At 64.9% G+C, this 19272-nt stretch carries 19 protein-coding genes and 1 pseudogene; 12 read left to right on the top strand and 8 right to left on the bottom strand.

Annotated features, from left to right (window positions below):
* Window positions 1-67 precede the first annotated feature (67 nt).
* On the bottom strand, window positions 68-1138 hold the full coding sequence (locus tag EH209_RS22730) for a quinone-dependent dihydroorotate dehydrogenase (protein WP_126665084.1): 1071 nt from the start codon (window positions 1136-1138) through the stop codon (window positions 68-70).
* Between the two features lie 1057 nt (window positions 1139-2195).
* Here EH209_RS22730 and EH209_RS22740 point away from each other — a divergent pair.
* Window positions 2196-3422, top strand: a complete 1227-nt coding sequence (locus EH209_RS22740; protein WP_126665085.1) for an orc1/cdc6 family replication initiation protein — start codon at window positions 2196-2198, stop codon at window positions 3420-3422.
* A 124-nt stretch (window positions 3423-3546) separates the two neighbouring features.
* On the opposite strand, the gene EH209_RS22745 is transcribed toward EH209_RS22740, so the two are convergent.
* Window positions 3547-4734 (bottom strand): thiolase family protein, encoded by a 1188-nt coding sequence (locus EH209_RS22745; RefSeq protein WP_126665086.1) that lies wholly within the window; start codon window positions 4732-4734, stop codon window positions 3547-3549.
* Window positions 4735-4990: 256 nt separating this feature from the next.
* On the opposite strand from EH209_RS22745, the gene EH209_RS24310 reads away from it, so the two are divergent.
* Window positions 4991-5155 carry a hypothetical protein gene (locus tag EH209_RS24310; RefSeq protein WP_164722112.1) on the top strand — a complete coding sequence of 55 codons (165 nt, stop codon included), beginning with the start codon at window positions 4991-4993 and terminating at the stop codon, window positions 5153-5155.
* A 52-nt stretch (window positions 5156-5207) separates the two neighbouring features.
* On the opposite strand, the pseudogene EH209_RS22750 reads toward EH209_RS24310, so the two are convergent.
* The 4 genes and pseudogenes from EH209_RS22750 to EH209_RS22765 form a co-directional block, all read right to left on the bottom strand.
* A pseudogene (locus EH209_RS22750) lies at window positions 5208-5429 on the bottom strand (MaoC family dehydratase); the annotation flags it as partial.
* A 117-nt stretch (window positions 5430-5546) separates the two neighbouring features.
* Window positions 5547-5915 carry a (2Fe-2S) ferredoxin domain-containing protein gene (locus EH209_RS22755; protein WP_126665087.1) on the bottom strand — a complete coding sequence of 123 codons (369 nt, stop codon included), beginning with the start codon at window positions 5913-5915 and terminating at the stop codon, window positions 5547-5549.
* Window positions 5916-5921: 6 nt separating this feature from the next.
* Window positions 5922-6680, bottom strand: a complete 759-nt coding sequence (locus EH209_RS22760; RefSeq protein WP_126665088.1) for a CbtA family protein — start codon at window positions 6678-6680, stop codon at window positions 5922-5924.
* 3 nt (window positions 6681-6683) lie between these two features.
* On the bottom strand, window positions 6684-6872 hold the full coding sequence (locus EH209_RS22765) for a CbtB domain-containing protein (protein ID WP_008895503.1): 189 nt from the start codon (window positions 6870-6872) through the stop codon (window positions 6684-6686).
* A gap of 244 nt (window positions 6873-7116) precedes the next feature.
* Between EH209_RS22765 and EH209_RS22770 the strand changes: the two genes are divergently transcribed.
* Genes EH209_RS22770 through EH209_RS22810 form a run of 9 tightly spaced genes read left to right on the top strand, consistent with a single transcriptional unit; the run spans window position 7117 to window position 15705 of the window.
* On the top strand, window positions 7117-8151 hold the full coding sequence (locus EH209_RS22770; protein WP_126665089.1) for a monovalent cation/H+ antiporter subunit E: 1035 nt from the start codon (window positions 7117-7119) through the stop codon (window positions 8149-8151).
* Window positions 8148-8429, top strand: coding sequence for a cation:proton antiporter (locus tag EH209_RS22775; RefSeq protein WP_126665090.1), 282 nt, complete (start codon window positions 8148-8150; stop codon window positions 8427-8429). The genes EH209_RS22770 and EH209_RS22775 overlap by 4 nt, the downstream gene beginning before the upstream one ends.
* Window positions 8426-8815, top strand: coding sequence for a monovalent cation/H(+) antiporter subunit G (mnhG, locus tag EH209_RS22780; protein WP_008895506.1), 390 nt, complete (start codon window positions 8426-8428; stop codon window positions 8813-8815). Before EH209_RS22775 ends, mnhG begins: the two co-directional genes overlap by 4 nt.
* Entirely contained in the window at window positions 8812-9351 is a 540-nt protein-coding gene (locus EH209_RS22785; RefSeq protein ID WP_126665091.1) for a DUF4040 domain-containing protein, read from the top strand. The genes mnhG and EH209_RS22785 overlap by 4 nt, the downstream gene beginning before the upstream one ends.
* A complete protein-coding gene (locus tag EH209_RS22790; RefSeq protein ID WP_126665092.1) occupies window positions 9352-9870 on the top strand; it encodes an MnhB domain-containing protein in 519 nt (172 codons plus the stop codon).
* Window positions 9863-10240 (top strand): cation:proton antiporter subunit C, encoded by a 378-nt coding sequence (locus EH209_RS22795; RefSeq protein WP_126665093.1) that lies wholly within the window; start codon window positions 9863-9865, stop codon window positions 10238-10240. The genes EH209_RS22790 and EH209_RS22795 overlap by 8 nt, the downstream gene beginning before the upstream one ends.
* Entirely contained in the window at window positions 10233-11879 is a 1647-nt protein-coding gene (locus EH209_RS22800) for a monovalent cation/H+ antiporter subunit D family protein (RefSeq protein WP_126665094.1), read from the top strand. Before EH209_RS22795 ends, EH209_RS22800 begins: the two co-directional genes overlap by 8 nt.
* Entirely contained in the window at window positions 11879-13852 is a 1974-nt protein-coding gene (locus tag EH209_RS22805; protein WP_126665095.1) for a proton-conducting transporter transmembrane domain-containing protein, read from the top strand. The genes EH209_RS22800 and EH209_RS22805 overlap by 1 nt, the downstream gene beginning before the upstream one ends.
* Entirely contained in the window at window positions 13849-15705 is a 1857-nt protein-coding gene (locus EH209_RS22810; RefSeq protein ID WP_126665096.1) for a Na(+)/H(+) antiporter subunit D, read from the top strand. Before EH209_RS22805 ends, EH209_RS22810 begins: the two co-directional genes overlap by 4 nt.
* 51 nt (window positions 15706-15756) lie before the next feature.
* Here the strand turns inward: EH209_RS22810 and EH209_RS22815 are convergent, their stop codons facing one another.
* On the bottom strand, window positions 15757-16926 hold the full coding sequence (locus EH209_RS22815; RefSeq protein ID WP_126665097.1) for a tyrosine-type recombinase/integrase: 1170 nt from the start codon (window positions 16924-16926) through the stop codon (window positions 15757-15759).
* Window positions 16927-17050: 124 nt separating this feature from the next.
* Window positions 17051-18127, bottom strand: coding sequence for a glycerophosphodiester phosphodiesterase (locus tag EH209_RS22820; protein ID WP_126665098.1), 1077 nt, complete (start codon window positions 18125-18127; stop codon window positions 17051-17053).
* Between the two features lie 242 nt (window positions 18128-18369).
* Between EH209_RS22820 and EH209_RS22825 the strand changes: the two genes are divergently transcribed.
* Entirely contained in the window at window positions 18370-19212 is an 843-nt protein-coding gene (locus EH209_RS22825; RefSeq protein WP_126665099.1) for a DUF4097 family beta strand repeat-containing protein, read from the top strand.
* The last annotated feature ends 60 nt before the right edge of the window (window positions 19213-19272 follow it).

Here is a 19272-nt window from a genome sequence, read left to right on the forward strand (position 1 = left end):
TACGCCCGCATTCCGAGGGTCGCCCCTTATGACTCGAGAACCGTAGCTGTCGGTCCGCGCCGCGACGCTACTCGAGATCGGCGCCGACCGCCGCTTCGATCGACGAGAAGCCGTCGCGCTCGAGCAGTTCGACCAGCCCCTGGTTGATCCGCTCGGCTGTCGACGGTCCCTGGTAGACAAACCCCGTATAGAGTTGCACGAGCGACGCGCCCGCGCGAATCTTCTCGTAGGCGCTCGCGGCCGAATCGACGCCGCCGACGCCGACGATCGGCAGTTCGCCGTCCGTGTGCTCGGCGATCGTTCGGATCACGTCGGTGGACCTGTCTTCGATGGGGGCGCCGCTGAGGCCGCCCCACTCCTCGCGGGCGGGCGACTCGAGTCCTTCGCGGGTCGTCGAGGTGTTAGTTGCGACGATCCCGTCCAGACCGAACTCTTGAACGATGTCGACGAGATCCAGAATCGCGTCCTCGGGCTCGTCAGGACCGATCTTTACCAGCATCGGCACGTTCTCGTCGTTTTCGGCCTCGAGGGTTTCGAAGATCGCCCGCAGGTGCTCGGGCGAGGCCTCGTCGAACTCGTCGGGCGTGTTCGGACAGGAGACGTTAACGACGACGTAGTCGGCGAAGGGCGAGAGTCGATCGAAGACGCGTCGGTAGTCCTCGATCGCCTCCCGTTCGGTCGAGGAGTTCATCTTCCCGATGTTGACTCCCAGTGGGAAACCGGGCGTGCCGTCTTCCTCGAGTCGCTCCTTGACGGCCTCCATTCCCTGCCCGTTGAATCCCATCCGGTTGACCATCCCCTCGTCCTCCCGCAGGCGGAACAGCCGGGGTCGGTCGTTGCCGTCCTGCGGGTAGGGCGTGACGGTGCCGATTTCGACGAACCCGAAGCCGAGCGCCTCGAGGGCGTGGGTCACCTCGGCGTTCTTGTCGAAGCCGGCCGCGATCCCCACCGGGTTCGGAAACGTCGAGTCGAACAGGTCGACCTCGAGCGCGGGATGATCGTACTGGTAGGCCGCGGCGAGGGCCCGCCGCGTCGGCCACGTGGACTGGGCCGCCCGGAGCGTTCGCTTGCCGAGATCGTGGGCAGTCTCGGCCGGCAGTTTGAACGCGAGGGGGCGAACCCGCGAGTACAGCGTCATTTGCCGACAGTCGGGACGGCCGGTAGGTAAACGTCTCGAAGACGAGAGCCGGACACCTCGATTTCGACCACGGGCTTGGTGACTCGGTCAGTACGTCTCGAGCAGCCCCACGACCGCGCCGCCGCCGATTCTCATCACCCCAAGGCGCCGATCGGGTGGCCGAACGCGACCGCATCCCCTTGTGGATTCGTCTTCTCGCGAGGATTCGAACCGACCGTTACGTAGACCACCCGTGCGGTCGTTGCGCTCGAGGGGAACCTCGAGTCCAGACACCGTTGGGTGGGTATCGATTAGTCAATATTCATCCCGTCTTTCCGCTCCGTGATCGGTGCCATCAACCGGCCGATCGGTGATCCATTGCTCGAATTTGTACGTGGACGCGTACTTGAACTCGTTCACGATTAGCACGACTCTGGATGTGGAACGATGTCGATTTCTTCAAAGAGAACAGCGGACACGGTGGTGTAATCGAGACAGTCACACCACTATGTCCGCAGTTCTGGACCCGAAAACGAATGCAGAACAGCGGACACGGTGGTGTGGGATCAATCGTTCACTACTCTGTTCGTAGAAGTAGGAGTAAATGAGTAGCATGTCGGCTGGTACGTTACGAAATTCTCAAATCACTCTATCTGGAGTGGCAGCAGCGCTGTTGTTGTATATGAATCGGCACACCCACACCACCGTGTCCGCTGTTCTTGATTTCTTGACGGGCCATTGATTCCTCTCGCACTGTAAGCGAGACTCACTGCCGTTTCAACGATTCTTATCTAAGAGAACACGGATCGACCGTCTTCAGCTAATTAAATACCCATTTATATATTTGAATGAAGCCGTACAAAATGTACACTAAGGGGCTGAGACATAGATTTAATACTGGTGACCCAAACGCTTATCAACTAGATGGGGAATGGCCTATCTCGTTCTTCGTCGACGTTTCTGCGGACATGGTGGTGTGGGTGTGCTGTCTATAATTTATAAGCAGATAGAACAGCGGACACTCCGGACACGATGGTTTTATAAATTCTATGTAGGAAATATACTTTAGGTAAGAGGAATGTTTGAACGGGACACTGATATCTACAAGAACCGCGATGCTTTGCGGGAGGATTATCAGCCAGATGAACTCGTGGGACGTGATGAGGAAATCCAGAAGTATCGGGCAGCACTTCAGCCAGTGATCAACGGTGAACAACCAAATAATATCTTTTTGTATGGGAAAACGGGTGTCGGGAAGACTGCAGCGACCCGGTATCTTCTCTCTCACCTTGAGGAAGATGCGTCCCAGTACGACGATCTCGATCTTCACCTCTCATTTCTCAACTGTGATGGGCTTACGTCATCATACCAAGTCGCGACCCGTTTAGTCAACGAATTTCGAGATGAGAGGGAACAAATCAGCTCGACAGGCTATCCGCGAGCTACCGTCTACGAAATGCTGTGGAAAGAACTCGACGAAATCGGCGGAACTAATCTGATCGTTCTCGACGAAGTCGACCACGTCGAAGACGATTCCATCCTCTATCAGCTCCCCCGTGCTCGAGCAAACAGTAACATCTCTGAAGCGAACATTGGGATAATCGGTATCTCGAACGATTTCTCGTTTCGTGACGATCTTTCGCCGAAAGTCAAAAGTTCGCTCTGTGAGCAAGAGATACATTTCCCTGCTTACGATGCTGGTGATCTTCAGAAGATTCTCGAACGACGTGGACAGGTGGCATTTCGCGATGGTGTTCTCAACAATGCAGTTGTTCGTCTCTGTGCTGCCTACGGAGCGAAAGATGCCGGTGATGCACGCCAATCGATTGATCTTCTGATGAAAGCCGGCGATCTCGCTCGAGAAGAAGGGGCGGAGACCATTCGGGAGAGTCACGTCGAAACCGGCCGTCACGACCTCGAACGGGGACGAATTGAAGAGGGAATTAGAGGACTGACCCAACACGGGCATCTAGTACTGTACTCCTTGCTCACGATACATTTGCAGGACGAAACACCGGTTCGATCACGGGATATCCGACCTCGCTATACGAATTTCGCTCAGCGAGCCGGTCGGGATCCACTCGTGCCGCGACGAATGCGCGATCATCTCTCTGAACTGGCCATGCTCGGACTCGTCTCTGTAACCGAACGGAATGAAGGTCGACGCGGTGGGACGTATCGCGAATATACGCTTTCTATGAACGTTGATCTCATCCTTTCTGCCTTAGATGAAGTTGTTGACGAGGTCGGCATCCACGAATCGATTCATGCTCTCGTAACCGATGATATTTCTCAGGACTCATAATATCCTGTAACACCACTATGTCCGCAGTAACCTCGTCGGATACGGTCTGTCTCGCGGCATTTCTCTTTCCAGATATGGGACCTATCCAGTAGTGACTCGAGACCTCAAGCGGAGATCGATCCGGTCAGTACGTCTCGAGCAGCCCCATGATCGCGCCGCCGCCACCGATGCTCATCCCGACGAAGCCGCGTTCGACGTCGGGATCGTCGCGGAGCTGGTAGGCGAGGCTGGTCGCGAGCATTCCGCCGGAGGCGCCGATCGGGTGGCCGAACGCGACCGCGCCCCCCTGAGGGTTCATCCGCTCGCGCGGAATCCCGATGCGGTCCATGACGTACGCCGCCTGCGCGGCGAAGGCCTCGTTGATCCAGTAGGCGTCGACATCGTCGACCGCGAGTTCGTTGCGCTCGAGGAGTCGCTCGACGACGTCGCCGACGGCCTCGTTGAACCGGTCGGGATCGCGGTAGGCGGTGGCGTAGTCGACGAGCCGAGCCATCGGCTCGAGGCCCCGCTGGTCGGCGGTCTCCTCGTCGGCCAGCAGCACCGCCCCCGCGCCGTCGCTGAGTTTGGATGCGTTGCCCGGCGTGATGGTGCCGTCCTCACGAAACGACGTCGGTAGCCGGGCCAGGTCCTCGAGCGTAGAGTCGGGTCGCGGTCCCTCGTCGGTGTCGACCGTGCCTCCGCTGGTTTCGACGGGCACGACCTCGTCGTCGAACGCGCCCGAATCGATCGCGTCGGCGGCCCACCGGTGGCTCTCGAGGGCGTACTCGTCCTGGGCTTCTCTCGAGATCCCTTCGCGGTCGACCAGCCCCTCCGTGATCTCGCCCATGTGGACGTCCAGGTTGACGTCCCAGAGCGAGTCGAGGAGCATCGAGTCCTTGATCTCGACGTCGCCGTGGCGGCGCCCTTTCCGGTAGTCGGGGAGGATCCACGGCGCGTTCGTCATCGACTCGAACCCGCCCGCGATCGCCAGGCCGGCGCGGCCGGCCGCGATCCGATCGGCCGCGAGCCCGATCGCGCTCATCCCGGAGCCCGAGGCTTCGTTAATCGTCGTCGCCCGCGTCTCGTTGGGAAGTTCTGACTCGACGACGACCTGCCGTCCCGGAACCTGTCCGATGCCGGCCTGGATGGCGTTTCCGAGTCCGACCCAGTCGATAGCGGCGCTGTCGACGTCGACGCGCTCGAGGAGGCCGTCGACGGCCGTCCGACCGAGTTCGACCGCCTCGACGTCCGCGAGCGATCCGAGTAGCGTTCCGTGGGGCGTTCGCGCGCCGTCGATGAGGACGATGTCGGGCGCGCTGTCAGCGCCGGTCATGGACGCCCGGTCGACGCGAACGCGAATGAAGGTTGGCCGTGACCGCACGCCTCGAGACTCGGTCCCTCAGTTGGGGCGGGTCCACCGTTCTCGAAGCAACCGATCACCGCTTCCCGAATACGTGCCGGTTCAATGTTCGATCAAACGAGATCCTCGGCTAGCAAACTGACCATATGTCTAGTTATAGATCGATTACAAATACATCTTTCACAATGTATATGCCGAGCCGACCATCAGGATTCGATGACAGTAACGAATGAGCGTACTAGACGAACTATTCGACCGCATTGGCGGCTTTCGCGAGACCGGCGAGCGAACGACCGTTCACTACGAATGTCGCCGCTGCGGACTCACGCTCTCGAAGGACGACGCATGCTGTTCGTCCTGTGGCTCCGAGGAAATCGCGGCCATCCTTCTCTAACCGAACCCGAGGGTCTAGTGTCTACGCGGGCTCACATCGCGGCAGCTGACGCCGACGCGTAGGCCTCGTTGAAGTGCATCGGGTTGCGGTTCATCGTGACGTTGGTCATCCAGACGTTGTCCGTCTCGGTGACGGTCCGGCCGAACGGATGCTTGCAGATATCGCCGACTGCGAAATCCTCGTAGTAGCGACCGTGCCAGCCCGAAACGAGTCGCTTCTCGGCCGATTCGTCGCCGCTCCGTGCGCTGTCGGTATCGTCCAGTGAGTCAGCCATCTCTCCCGTCTACCAGTCGGACGTACGTAGTCCCGACCGTCGGCAAACCCGTCGTCTCGCGAGACCGTGGCACGCTCGAGGCGCACTCGAGAACGGACGCGATTTCGAGACGGAGAGTCACGCAGCGTCGGAGTCGCTCGCCTCCTGCCGTCGGCGATACGCTGCTCCAACCCGTTCGGCGTCGGGACCGAACTCGCTCTCGAGCAGGTCGGGAACCTCCGCCGGCCGGACCGCCGAGTACCACTCGTCGCGCGGTTGGATCGCAATGGCGGTCCCGTTCTCACTGCACAGTCCCAGACAGCCGGTCTCGATCACCGAGATCGGGTTCCAGAACGCGTTTCGATCGCGCAGCCACGATTTGACCGCCTCGAGCGTCTCCTCGCCGCCGGCGTCTGCACAGCAGGCGTGGTCGGCGTCGCGGTCGTTCGTACAGACGAAAACCTGTGCGGCGAGCCGGTCGCGCTGTCGGTCAGTTTGGCGTTGCATTTGTACTCAGGGGCTCGCCATCAACTGGTCGTGTGAGTCCGCGTCCGCGGCGTCGACGGCGGGGTCGGCCCGTCGGTGGAGCCGGTTGAACGCGCCCGCGATCAGCACCCAGATCGCGGCCTGACTCAGCGCGGCCAGCGCCTGGTACGCCGTGACGAGTTCGCCGGCGACATCGGGCTGGGTGACGACCGTCGGCGTGACCGCGGGGAGAACGACCGCCGTCGCGACGACCGGTACCGCAGCGGCGAGCGCGCCGAGCGCCGGATGCCGCGGCGCCGCTCGCCCGTACGCGAGGATCGCCGCCGCTGAGACCGCCGCACCGAGAACGACAAGACCGACGTAGATGCCGATTCTCGCGTCGATGCCGTAGAGGTGGTCGGCGCCCGGCGCCGCGGGCGGAACGACCAGCCACGGCGTCGCCGAGACGGTCAGGAACCCGGCGCCCGCGAGGACGTACGACTCGAGTCCGTCGTGGCCGGGAAGCGCCGGTTCGAAGAGGTACAGCGCGACGGCGAAGAGCCCGCCGAGCAGGATCGCCCAGAGGACGCCGCTGCCGACGCTGACGAGGGCCGTCGTCGTCTCGGAGACGACGTGTTCGGTTCCCTCCTGTGCGTGGCTGTGATCACCGGCACCGTGACCGTGGCTGTGTCCGGCGTCGTGGACGTACTCGGTGAGGGGGTTCGCGACGAACGCGACGTACAGCCCGTAGGTGAGGCCCGCGACGACCCCCGCGAGGACGCCGCGTTGCAGATAGTCGACGAGCATCGCTCAGTGACAGACGATGCCGGCTCCGTGGCGGAAGTTGTGCATCGCGTCGTGGGCGAGGGGCTCCTGGAGGAAGAGCAACGCGAACGCGATCGCCGCCGCGAACAGCAGCCCCGTCGCGACCTGCATCGGCGTCAGTTCGGTGCGTGCGGTCTCGATCCGACCGTGAACGGTCTCGTTCGTTGCCGTCATGAAATTCGATTTGCAATAGAACAAATATGGTTGTAAAAGTATCGGTCGGACGGTTCTCCGTCGTTTGACTGGCGCCATCACCACGAGCGAAAACGCGGCCGTTCGTCGTGAACACCCCGTGAAAATCAAGCAAATCGTCCGGCAGTCTGGCAGATAACGAAATCGTTTTCCTACAGGTGACGCTTGACTCGACTAACGACGAGTCTCATGAATATCCATCGACGGTCACCGGGAGTGATGTGCCGTGGCGGCTGAACGCGTACTCGTACCGCTGTCGGACACGGTGACCGTCCGGCAGACGGTCGGCTATGCGGTCCAGTCGGGACTCGAGACGGCCGACTCGCTCGAGTGTCACCTGGTCATCGCGCTCCCATACGACGTCGACCTGCCCGAAGGAAAGCGACTGAACGTCGAGGCCGAGGAGCTGCTCGAGCGGGCGGAAAACTGGGTTGAGGAGGATGCCGGCGGGGCCGACGTGACGATCGAAACGGCCGTCCTCGGGACCGACGAGTATCTCTTTGGTCCCCGGGACTACGCCGAGATCTTCCGGACCTACGCCGACGAGCACGGGATCGACCGACTCGTGCTCGATCCGGAGTACAGTCCGGGCGTCACCGCGTCGATGCTCCAGCCCTTAGAGCGGGAACTCGACCGCGTCGATATGCCCTACGATGAGGCGCCGGTCGAGCGGGCGGCCCGCCACGGTCGCCTCGTCCTGTCCCGCGACGGATTCGATCGCCTGTTCGCGACGTTCTGGATCTCCTTCGGCTTCTATCTCGTCCTCGGGGATCCGTTCTACTGGTTCGATCTCCTCACCGGCGCGGCGGTCGCCGGTATCGTCTCGGTCTCGCTGGCCCACGTCACTTTCTCGGTGCCCTTAGACCGGTTCCAGTCGCCGCTGCGGGCCGTCCGGTTCGTCTTCTACATCCCGTATCTGCTCTGGGAGATCGTCAAGGCGAACATCGCCGTCTCGGCCGTGATCCTCCGGCCGTCGATGCCGATCGAGCCGACGCTGACCCGGGTCAACGCGCGGGTCCGCAGCGGTCTCCCGCTGCTCGCACTGGCCAACAGCATCACGCTGACGCCGGGGACGCTGACGGTCCGGGCCAACGACCAGCAGCTGCTGGTCCACACGCTGATCCCGTCGGCGCGCGAGGACCTCTTCGACGGCGGCCTCGAGAAGGCGATCCGATTCGTCTTCTACGGGCGCGAGTCGGCGGCGATCCCGTCGCCGAACGAACGCGACGACGCCGAGATCGTCGGGGGTGACGAACTGTGACGCCCGTTCCGCTCGAGGACGTCTTCCTCGTTTCGGCGGCGCTGTTCGTCATCCTCGCGATCGTGCTGTTCTACCGCGCGGTCGTCGGCCCGACCACGCAGGATCGGCTGCTGGCGGTCAACGTCCTCGGGACGAACACGGTTGTCATCCTCGCCCTGCTTGCAGCGGGGCTCGACCAGTCGTGGTTCCTCGACGTGGCGCTGATCTACGCCCTGTTGAACTTCCTGATGTCGATCGCCATCTCGAAGTTCACCGTCGATCGGGGTGGTGTGCTGTGATCGAGCCGATCGCGCTCCAGTCGACCCTCGAGACCGTCCGGTTCTGGGCGATCGTCCTCTGTCTCGGACTGGGCGTGTTCTTCACGCTCGTCTCGACGGTCGGCGTCCTCCGGCTCCCGGACATCTACGCCCGGGCCCACACCGCCTCCCAGACGGACACGCTTGGCGCCGGCTTCGCGCTGGCCGGCGTCGCGCTCGCGTTCGGCTGGCAGCACGCGGCGGTTTACACCGTCCTGCTGCTGTTTTTCGTGTTTATCACGAACCCGACGGCGGCCCACGCCATCGCCCGCTCCGCGGCGGAGTCGGACGTCGAACCCGTCCTCGCCGAGGAGGGGGAAGCGGACGACGCCGAGGTCGCCGCCGAAACGGAGGGTGAGACGCGATGAGTCTGTTCGCCTACTCCCTCGCGGTCTTCATCCTCGCGACGGCCGTCGCGACGGCGCTGTTCCGCGACGTGCTGTCAGTGATCATCGTCTTCGGCGCCTACAGCCTCGGGATGGCCATCCTCTATACGTTCCTGCTGGCTCCCGACGTCGCCATGACCGAGGCTGCGATCGGCGCTGGCGTGACGACGCTCCTACTGTTGCTGACGATCGCGCGCACGACTCGGCCCACGACCGACCGGCTCATGGAGCGCATCCACGTGCCGGGGGTCGTCGCCGTCGGCGCGTTCGTACTCGTGCTCTGTACCGCCGTGCTCCCCGAGATGTACCCTCTCGGGGGCCTGGAAACGCCGATCTGGTCGCACCCCGAGGTGACCCAACACTACATCACGGAGACCTACGAACAGACCGGCGTCGAGAACGCGGTCACGTCCGTCCTCGCCGCCTACCGTGGGTTCGACACCTTCGGCGAGGCGGTCGTCGTCTTCGCCGCCGGCGTCTCGACGCTGGTGGTTCTGAAACGCGAGGTGTTCGCCTAAATGCCCGAATCCTTCGACGATACCTACACCGAGAGTCAGGTGATCATGACCGCCGTCAAGATCATCGCACCGTTTACGCTCACCTACGGGCTGTTCATGACCTTCCACGGGGGCGATGCCCCCGGCGGCGGCTTCCAGGGTGGAACCGTCGTCGGCGTCACGGTTCTCATGCTCGCGTTCGCCTTCGGGATCGAACCCACGCGCCAGTGGTTGCGAAACTCCCTGCTGGTCGGCCTCGTCACTGGCGGCGTCGTCATCTTCGGCGCGATCGGCCTCGGAATGGTCGCCCTCGGCGGGGACTTCCTCGAGTTTACCATGCTCAAAGAGGTCTTCCACATCAAGCCCAAGTGGGGACTCGAGGCCGTCGAGATCGCCGGCATCTCGCTGATCGTCTCGGGGGTCATCATCACCCTCTTCTTCTCGATGGCGGCGGGGTTCGAACCCGACCGTCCGAGCGGGACCGGCGGTCTCGAGGACCGCCGTGAACCGTCCGACAGCGGGGTGAGCGACGATGATTGAACTCCTCGCGAGCCGCTATACGTACGTGCTGATGTTCGTCCTGCTGGGCATCGGGATCTACATGACGATCGCCAGCGAGAACCTCGTGAAGAAGCTGATCGGGGTGAACCTCTTCCAGACGGCGATCTTCCTGTTTTTCATCTCGATGGCCTACATCGACGTCGAGGGCGCGTCGGCGCCGATCGTTCCCCACCACGGCGAACCCGGGGAGGTCATGGTCGCGAGCCCGCTGCCCCAGGTCATTGTCCTGACCGCCATCGTCGTCGGTATCGCGCTGACGGCGGTCGGGCTGGCGCTGATCATCCGCATCTACTCGGAGTACGGAACGCTCCGCGAGGATACCCTGCGGGAGGTGCGTGCTGATGAATAGCGGTCTCGTCGACCTGCTCCCGCCGCTGCTGATCGTCGCCCCGATCCTCGCGGCGACGCTCCCGATCGCGCTCGGCCTGCGGTTCGACCGCACCGGGTGGTCGGTCGCCGCGATCACGACGGCCGGGCTGTTCGCCGCCGCCGGTTACCTCGCGAGCGCCGTCCACGCCGGCGGCAGAGTGACTCACACCCTCGGCGGCTATCCCCGAACGTACGGGATCCAACTCGTCGCCGACCAGTTCTCGATCCTGGTCGTCCTGCTCGTGACGGGGGTCGCTACCGGCGTCCTCGCGTACACGCGCCGCGGGGGCCCGCGCGGAAACACGTTCTACACCGCCTATCTGCTGCTGGTCGGCGGGCTGCTCGGCATCTCGCTGACCGGCGACGTCTTCAACCTGTTCGTCTTCCTCGAGATCTCGAGCCTCGCGACATACGCGCTCGTCTCCAGCGGCGACGGTCCGGAATCGGCGGTCGCCGCCCTGAAGTATCTCATCCTGGGAACCGTCGCCGCGTCGATGTACCTGATCGGCGTCGCCTTCGTCTTCATGGCGACGGGGACGCTCAACATGGTCGAACTGGCCGAGGCGATCCCGAACGCGGAACGACAGACACTGATTCAGACCGGGTTCGCGTTCATCGTGGTCGGCTTCGCGACCAAGGTCGCCCAGTGGCCGCTGCACAGTTGGCAGCCGAGCGCCTACGAGCAGGCCCCCGACGGTGCGACACCGCTGATCGCGGCGCTGGTCTCGACGGCCTCCGCGTACGCGTTCGGGCGGTTGATCGTCACCGTCTTCGAGGTCGACTATCTCGCCTCGATGCCGCGGGCGGCCTCGATCGTCCTCACCGTCGGCTGCGTGAGCGTCCTCGCCGGGACCGTCCTGGCCGTGATCCAGCGCGAGGTCAAGCGGATGCTCGCCTACTCGTCGGTCTCGCAGTTCGGCCTGGTGATCACCGCCTACGGCGTCGTCATCGCCGGCGGTTCGGAGACGGCGTTTACCGGCGCCGCGATCCACCTGGTCGGACACGGGATCCTCAAGGCCGGCCTCTTCCTGTCGGCGGCGATCGTCGCGACGAGCTACGGCGCCCGCACCGTCGACGAGTACGCCGGCCTCGCCAAGCGACGGCCGGTCGTCGCCGGCGCCATGGCCGTCCTCCTGTTCGCGCTGGTCGGCGTCCCGCCGGCCGTCGGCTTCGTCGGCAAGTGGTACATCGCGCTCGGCGCCGTCGAGGCCGAGCTGTGGCCCGTCGCGGCCGTCATCTTCCTCAGCACCATGCTCACCTTAGCCTACGCCGCTCGCCTGCTCGAGAAAATGTACTTCACGCCGGCCGCCGGGGCCGCGTCCGCCCGCGGCCACGGTCCGGATACGGTCGCGACCGACGGCGGCGACGAGAACGGTGACAAGGGCCGCGAGGACCTTGCGTCCGACGATGGCGCGGTCGAGACCCCGCTCGCGGCGGGCGTCTCGTACGACCCCACCGGCGGACCCGGCCGTGACGGCTCCGGCCGATCGCCGGATCCGGTCTCGAACGGGATGGTCGCAGTGATCGTCGTCGCGGCGATCGTCGCGGTCGCGCTCGGCTTCGCGGGCGGCACGTTCGCCGACTTCCTCGAGCCGTTCCTCACGGAGGTGTTCAACTAATGGTTGCAGACCTACGACCGCTCGCCGCCGTGTTGGTGTCGGTGGTCGCGATCGTCCTGATTGTCGTGTCGCATCGCCGTCCGAATCTCCGCGAGGGCTGGTCCGTACTGGCCGCGCTCGGCAAGTTCGGAATCGTCGCCAGCATGCTCCCCGCGGTCATGTCCGGCACCGTCTACCGGTGGAGCCTCTACGAGAGCACGGGGATCCGGTTTCTCCCGGGCGTCGACTTCGCGCTGCGGGCGGATCCGCTGGGGATCCTCTTCGCCTTGCTGGCGAGTTTCCTCTGGATCTTCACGTCCTTCTACGCGGCGGGCTACATGCGCGGGCTCGAGGAGCACGCCCAGACCCGCTTCTTCGCCTCGTTCGCAGCCAGCCTCTCGGCCGCGGTCGGGATCGCCTTCGCGGCGAACCTGGTGACAATCTTCGTCTTCTACGAGCTGCTGTCGCTCGTAACCTACCCGCTGGTCGCACACAACGAGGATAACGAGGCCCGGATCGCCGGTCGGAAGTACCTCACCTACACGTTCTTCGGCGGCGGGGTCTTCCTGCTGGCCGGGACCGTGATGGTCTACTGGCTGACCGCGTCGGTCAACGGCGATCCGACGCTGGCCTTCGAGTCCGGCGGGATGGAGGCGCTCGCGACGGCCGCGCAAGCCGAACCCGGCTTCGCGCAGGCCGCGTTCTTCCTGCTGATCGCCGGCTTCGGCGTCAAGGCGGCGCTGATGCCGCTGCACTCGTGGCTCGCAGATGCGATGGTCGCGCCGACGCCGGTCTCTGGGCTGCTCCACGCGGTTGCAGTCGTCAAGTCCGGCGCCTTCGGCATCGCACGGATCATCCTCGACGTCTACGGTCCGGGGCTGATTCACGACCTACCCCTCGACGTTCCCGGCATCGGCGAGGTGGGCCTCAACATCCCCGTCGCGATCGTCGCCGCGTTCACGCTGACCGCGGCCTCTATCATCGCGATGCGCAAGGACCACCTCAAGCGCCGGCTGGCGTACTCGACGACCGCACAGCTGTCGTACATCGTGCTCGGGCTCTCGATGTTACACCCCTACGCGATGGTCGGCGCCTTGTTCCACATCCCCGCCCACGCGTTCGCGAAGCTCACCCTGTTCTTCTGTGCGGGGACGATCCACGTCGAGACGCACACCGACTACATCAGTGACATGGCCGGCATCGGCAAGCGGATGCCGCTGACGATGGGCGCGTTCACGATCGGCGCGGCCGGGATGGCCGGCCTCCCGCCGATCGCCGGCTTCGTCAGTAAGTTCTACATGCTGATCGGTTCCGGCTACATGGGCGGCGAGTACTGGATCTTCGCCGGCACGCTGCTCCTCTCGGGCGTGCTCAACATCGCCTACTTCTGGCCGGTCGTCTACACGGCCTTCTTCGAGAGCGAGGACCGACACGACGCGAAACCGGTCCTCGAGTTCCCGCGCGGCGGGATCTTCGAGTCCTACGGCGCCGGCGCCGAGGGACAGAAGGAACACGTCGCCGCGGACGGCGGCTCCTCGTCGGCCGATCGCTCCGGGTCGGAATCTGAGTCCGAATCGGACGCCGCGGAATCGAATCCGGCCCCAGCGGAGACGAACAACTCGGGCGCCACTGACGTCGACGTCGAAGACGACGATTACGACTACGCCGTCGACAGGTACCCGAGCGACGCCGACGTTCCGGTGGGAGACCACGTCAGCGCCGTCGACCACCACGGCGACCACGACGACCACCTCACCGGCGGGCCGCCAGCGGGCGGCTGGCCGCGTCACTCGCCGATCGGCGAGAGCACGTGGCTCATGCTGGCGCCGATCGCGATCATCGCGACTGGCGCGGTCGTCCTCGGCGTCGTCCCCGACCACGCCGTCTTCCTCGACTTGATCACGCACATCGTGGAGGGCGTCTTCGGTGTCGACTCCTTCGACCAACTGCAGGGCCTGTCCCTCGAGGAGGCCCTGGAGGTGATGTCCGAATGATCGAAAGCGATCTCCTGACGATGGCCTACCCGCCGCTGCTGGTGTTCGCGGCGGCGCTGCTCGTGCTCGTACTGCCTCGAATCGTCGGCTTCGCCGCGGGAGCGCTGAGCTTCGCGGCCGTCTTGGCGGTGTCGGTGTACGCTTCCGAGGGACAGTACCTGACGGGTACCTTCCTCGGCTTCGACGTCGTTCCCTTCTACGTCGACCCGTTCTCGCAGATGATCGGCGTCGGGTTGGGCTTCCTCGGGATCTGTTCGGTCATCTATGCCTACTCGAGCGAGGCCAGCCGCGAACTGGTCGCGATCGCGCTGTCCTACATCGCCTCCTCGGTGGGGGCCGCGTTCGCGGGCGACTGGCTCGTGCTCGTATTCATGTGGGAGCTAATGGCGATCACGAGCACGCTGGTCGTCTGGCACTACGGCGGCGACGCCGTCCGTGCCGGCTTCCGCTACGCGCTGTTCCACGGCACCGGCGGCGTGATCGTGCTGCTGGCCGTCGCTGCCCACTACGTCGAGGCCGGGACGTTCGTCTACGACGGCACCGGGATCGCGTCCGGGCTGCCGGCGATGCTCGCGGTACTCGGAATGGGCGTCAACGTCGGCTTCATCGGGCTTCACACGTGGCTGCCCGACACCTACCCCCGACCCCACTTCGCGGCGTCGGTGTTCCTCTCGGTCTACACCACGAAGACGAGCGCCTTTGTCCTCTACCGGGCGTTCCCCATCGGAGCCGAGAGCGACCTCGGGATCTACATCGCGTACATGGGCGGGCTGATGTCCGTCTATGGGGCGACGTTCGCCCTACTACAACACGACATGCGGGCGCTGCTGTCCTACCACATCCAGGCCCAACTGGGCTACATCGTCGCCGGGATCGGGATGGGCGCCTGGATGGTGGAGAGCGAGATCGCCACCGCCGGGGCGATGAGCCACCTGTTCAACAACATCCTGTTCAAGAGCTTGCTGTTCATGGCCGTCGGCGTCGTCATCTTCCGCACCGGCGAGGAGGACCTCTATAAGCTGGGCGGACTCTGGCGCGAGATGCCCCTGACGGCGATCGGATTCGCGCTCGGCGCGCTCTCGATCACCGCGATCCCCGGCTTCAACGGCTACATCAGCAAGGGGATGCTCTTCGACGCCGCCGACCCCCACTACTACGGGGTTCACGAGTTCGAGGCCCTGTACTGGCTGCTCTGGCTCGGCGCGATCGGGACGCTCTTATCGTTCATCAAACTCGGCTACTACGTCTTCCTCCACGGGGAGAGCGACATTTCGGTGCCCGACGCCAAGCCCGGCCAGACGATCGCCATGCTCGGGATGGGCGGCGCCTGCCTGCTCTTCGGCGTCTGGTGGCAGGGGCTGGCTGACCTCGCGCCGACGATCCACGCCCACGGCGGCGAGTTCTCGTTCGCCTACCCGGACGGCGGCGAGGGTCACCTCCACCCCTACAGCTCGAGCCACCTGCAGACGGCGGGGATCCTGACGGCGGTCGCGCTCGTCACCTTCGCCATCGTCCGCAAGCCCCTCTCGAAGCTCGACCTGGGCGATCCGGCCCGGGTCGTCTTCCCCGCGGGCTACTACATCGGCCGGTGGTCGATGCTCGCGACGACCGAACTCTACCGGATCGTCGACTCCGCGGCCGTCGGCCTCGTCAAGCGCTGCTACTGGATCGGTACCAACCCCGTGCTGGCCGTCGACGCGGCCGCGCGCCGCGTTCCCGGGGTCGACGTCGAGGACCGCCAGCCGACCGACGGCGGTCGGCCGTCGACGATCCACCTCCGGGCGAGCATCGGGACCACCGTCCTCCTGCTGACGGTCGTGCTGACGGTAATCCTCCTGGTGCTCCTCGGCTGAGGCACCGCAGCTATCCGCTCCGTTCTCGAGAGAAAAGTCGGTACAGCCGAGTCAATTATTTTCCGACCGCTCGTCTCCTTCGCTCGAGTCGATCGGATCGACGTCGATCACGACCGGCTGTTCTTCCGGAACGGCGATCGCCTGTTCGAGCACCGACGCGCGAAGCGCCGGTTTCGCGTCGGTCGCCTCGCGCCGGTAGCCGGCGTCCTCGCTATCGCCGGTGCCGGTCCCGCGGACGCCCCGTGGGGTCAGGTAGTCGCCGTCGACGTCGACGTCGGCCGCCTCGCAGAGGCGTTTGAGCACCGACCGGGCGCCCTCAGTCGTGATCGCCGGCGGGGCGATCGCCCGCTCGCGGGCGAGTTGCGTCGCCGTTCGCTCGTCGAGCAGCGATTCGATACGGTCTTCGTCGTGGCCGCGCTCGGCTAGCACTTCCCTGACCCGCCGAGCGATCGAGGGCGCGTGACGGGTCGGAAACAGCGGCCAATCGTTCGAGGGCGGATCGAGGACGACCCGGTATCGGCGCAGCGGCGTCCGGGCCGGCGCCGGCAGCGGCACGTCCTCTAACCGTTGGGACTTGCCCAGCACGCGGATCGTTCCGGTGTAGAAGTCGACGTCGTTCCAGGTGGCGCCGGTGCGCCGCTCGTCGTCCGGGACCCGAAACAGCTCGGAGCCCCGGACGCCCGAGTGGGCGAGGACGGCGACCATCGCGTACTCCCGGAGCCGATTCCGGCGCTCGTCACGGTCGACCCCGTCCGCCGCGGCCTCGAGAGCTCGCTCGCGGACGTGGGTCTCGAGGCGGCGGCGCTGGTCGGCCGTCCAGAACTCGCTGTCGGGTCGCTCCTCGGCGGTCGGCAGGGCGGATTCGGCCGCGTCGGTCGCGGCCGGGTTCGTCTCCAAGATCCCGCCGCGGACGCACCACGAGAGAAAGGCCCGAACGACCGCGTAGTAGGTCCCGGCCGTGGAGGCGGCATACTCGCCGCGGTCGGCTCGAGCCCGCAACTCGTCCGCGTACGATCGCATGTGCTCGACCTCGAGGGCGAACAGCGAGCGAACGCCGTGTTCGCCCTCGAGCCAGTCGGCCCAGCGGCGCAGGATCGATTCGGCGTTCGAGGCGTAGGTGCCGGCGCCCGGGCCGTCCGGGTCGCCGACCGCCTTCCGCTGGAGGTAGGCGTCGACCGCGTCGACGACGGTGACGTCGGCGTCGGAATCGGAGTCGGTCACGACTCGATCACCCCCAGCACCCGCCTCGTGAGATCGCCGCCGCTGATCATCTACTCGTACGATACTGCGCCAGCGTCCTAAATCTGTGTTTCGGTCGCACGGAGTCGACCGATTTCCGTCGCCGTCAGTTGGTCGCGCCGAAGCGACGCACGTCGGCGTAGTCGCTGATCAGCCCGTCGACGCCGGCCGCCGCCAACTGACCGGCCTGGTACCAGGTCTCGAGGGTGAAGACGTTCACGTCCCGCCCTTCCTTGTGGGCGACCGCGAGGAGGTCGATCTCGTCCCAGCCGGCGTCCGCCGCGTAGTGTTGGTCGGCGTAGAACGGCGTCCCGCGAATCATGTCGTACGGTGGATGGACCGCCTCGGCCTCGTACCGGCGGGCGACCTCGACGCCGGCTTCGACGGAGTCCCAGAGCAGCGGCGCGACCGGGTACTCCGACGCCTCGCGAGTTGTCGCCAGCGCGGCCTCGTAGAACGACGAGAAGAGGTACTCGTGGTCGAAGTTGTCGACGATCGCGAGCACGTCGGCGACGAACGGCTGCCAGATCTCTTTCTGCGTCGCGAGCTCCTCGCTCGAGAGCGACTCGGCGAATCGAACGTCGAACGAGCCCGGGTTCTTCAGTTCGACGTTGACGCCGACGTGGGACGGAATCGTCGCGAGGGTCTCGCGCAGTCGAGGGACGGTCTCGCCGCTCTCGAGGACTTCGGCGCTCGTGACGGTCTCGGTATCAGTCTTCCAGACGACGCCCTCGGTGTCGGTCAGTCCGCGCTCGCCGTCGTCACGCTCGGCGAGCCGGTCGTCGTGGAAGACGACAACGTCGCCGTCGGCGGTCGGCACGACGTCGATTTCGATCATGTCCGCGCCGCGGGACGGCGCATACGGCGACTGGATGCCGCGGGCTGCCGCCTCGACGGCGCCGACGGTGTTTTCGGGGTAGAGGCCGGCGAACCCGCGGTGGGCGATCAGCTCCGGCTCGTCGGCTCGATCGGCGAACTCGCGTTCGCATGATCGGTTGCGCCCTCGATTGTCGGCACCGGTGGATCGATCGCGGTCGGGTCCGCGGCCGCGGTCGGCACTCGCGGCGCCGACCATGCCGGTCGCCGTCGCCCCCGCGGCGGCGATAAACGACCGTCGTCGGAGCGCGGAACCCGAGGTGTCTGGGTGGCCGGTTCGTCTCTCGTCGCCGTTGGTATCGGACATCCGTACGATAGCGGACCTGAAATACAAATAATAACTCTTATATTTCTTATTTATACGAAACCGTGACGGTGTCCGTGTCAACGTCGCTCATTGGGCAATCGGGAAGAGCTATGATCGGCTACGGGAACGAATCGGGATCAACTGGATCCGACGACGGATCAGAGCGGCCGACTATCGTCTCGACCGAATGCTCTCCGCCGGTGACTGTCGGGATTATATCGGGCGATGAAGTACGTCGAACTATGACTCCCACGACGTCGCGACGGTCGATCCTGGCCGGGATCGCTGTCGGGACCGTCGCAGGGGTGGCCGGTTGTCTCGCGGATGGCCGCGAGGTCGAGGAATCGGTCACCGAACGGCGTTCCGCGGCCGATCTCTCCGCGGTGGCCGTCTCGACGGCGATCGGCGACGTTACCGTTCGCCCGACGTCCCGAGACGAAGTCATCGTCGACGGCCGGAAGGCCGCCGTCAGCCCGGACGACCTCGAGACGATCGGGCTCGAGACGACCACCAACGGCGACTGCCTCGAGTTGACGGTCAAGCGGGACGAGTCGCGGACGCTCTTTGGCTTTCGACCCGTTCCGGTCCTCGACCTCTCCGTCGCCGTCCCCGAGCGCCTCGCGGTTCAGAGCGTCGATACGAGGACGGGCGAAATCGACGTCAGCGACGTCCGCGGCGATCTCACCGCGGTCACGGAAACCGGAGCCGTCCGCGCCGAAGCCGTCGACGGAACCGTCTCGGCGACGACCGAGGCCGGAGCGATTGATCTCGTCGATCCGGCGTCGATCGAGCGCCTCGAGACCGACTCCGGCGACGTCACGGCGACGCTGCCGGATATCGAGCGGGACGCGACGATCGAGACGTCGTCCGGCGACGTCGAACTGCGTCTCCCCGACGAACTTGATCTGACGCTCGACATCACGACCGACTCGGGCGAGATCACCGTCTCCGACGTGGCGGCGCTGCCGGAGATGGCCGGCGATTCGCTGATCGAAGCCGTCGTCGGACAGGGAACGCACCGACTCGAGGTCCGGACGGTAACAGGGAACGTGACGGTAACCGGGCGAGAGCGATCGAACGAGTAGCGATTCGAGACCGATCGCTCGATTCCGCTCGCTCAGTAGAGCCATCGGTCGCTTCCGTAT

The sequence above is a fragment of the Haloterrigena salifodinae genome, assembly GCF_003977755.1.
Taxonomy (GTDB): domain Archaea; phylum Halobacteriota; class Halobacteria; order Halobacteriales; family Natrialbaceae; genus Haloterrigena; species Haloterrigena salifodinae.

What these genes read in the sequence shown, in the direction of transcription:
- EH209_RS22795 (WP_126665093.1), top strand. Translation starts at nt 9,863, where the DNA reads ATGATTGAACTCCTCGCGAGCCGCTATACGTACGTGCTGATGTTCGTC.
- EH209_RS22740 (WP_126665085.1), top strand. Translation starts at nt 2,196, where the DNA reads ATGTTTGAACGGGACACTGATATCTACAAGAACCGCGATGCTTTGCGG.
- EH209_RS22800 (WP_126665094.1), top strand. Translation starts at nt 10,233, where the DNA reads ATGAATAGCGGTCTCGTCGACCTGCTCCCGCCGCTGCTGATCGTCGCC.
- EH209_RS22820 (WP_126665098.1), bottom strand. Translation starts at nt 18,127, where the DNA reads ATGTCCGATACCAACGGCGACGAGAGACGAACCGGCCACCCAGACACC.
- EH209_RS22825 (WP_126665099.1), top strand. Translation starts at nt 18,370, where the DNA reads ATGACTCCCACGACGTCGCGACGGTCGATCCTGGCCGGGATCGCTGTC.
- EH209_RS22745 (WP_126665086.1), bottom strand. Translation starts at nt 4,734, where the DNA reads ATGACCGGCGCTGACAGCGCGCCCGACATCGTCCTCATCGACGGCGCG.
- EH209_RS22755 (WP_126665087.1), bottom strand. Translation starts at nt 5,915, where the DNA reads ATGCAACGCCAAACTGACCGACAGCGCGACCGGCTCGCCGCACAGGTT.
- EH209_RS22785 (WP_126665091.1), top strand. Translation starts at nt 8,812, where the DNA reads ATGAGTCTGTTCGCCTACTCCCTCGCGGTCTTCATCCTCGCGACGGCC.
- EH209_RS22760 (WP_126665088.1), bottom strand. Translation starts at nt 6,680, where the DNA reads ATGCTCGTCGACTATCTGCAACGCGGCGTCCTCGCGGGGGTCGTCGCG.
- EH209_RS22790 (WP_126665092.1), top strand. Translation starts at nt 9,352, where the DNA reads ATGCCCGAATCCTTCGACGATACCTACACCGAGAGTCAGGTGATCATG.
- EH209_RS22810 (WP_126665096.1), top strand. Translation starts at nt 13,849, where the DNA reads ATGATCGAAAGCGATCTCCTGACGATGGCCTACCCGCCGCTGCTGGTG.
- EH209_RS22730 (WP_126665084.1), bottom strand. Translation starts at nt 1,138, where the DNA reads ATGACGCTGTACTCGCGGGTTCGCCCCCTCGCGTTCAAACTGCCGGCC.
- EH209_RS24310 (WP_164722112.1), top strand. Translation starts at nt 4,991, where the DNA reads ATGAGCGTACTAGACGAACTATTCGACCGCATTGGCGGCTTTCGCGAG.
- EH209_RS22805 (WP_126665095.1), top strand. Translation starts at nt 11,879, where the DNA reads ATGGTTGCAGACCTACGACCGCTCGCCGCCGTGTTGGTGTCGGTGGTC.
- EH209_RS22765 (WP_008895503.1), bottom strand. Translation starts at nt 6,872, where the DNA reads ATGACGGCAACGAACGAGACCGTTCACGGTCGGATCGAGACCGCACGC.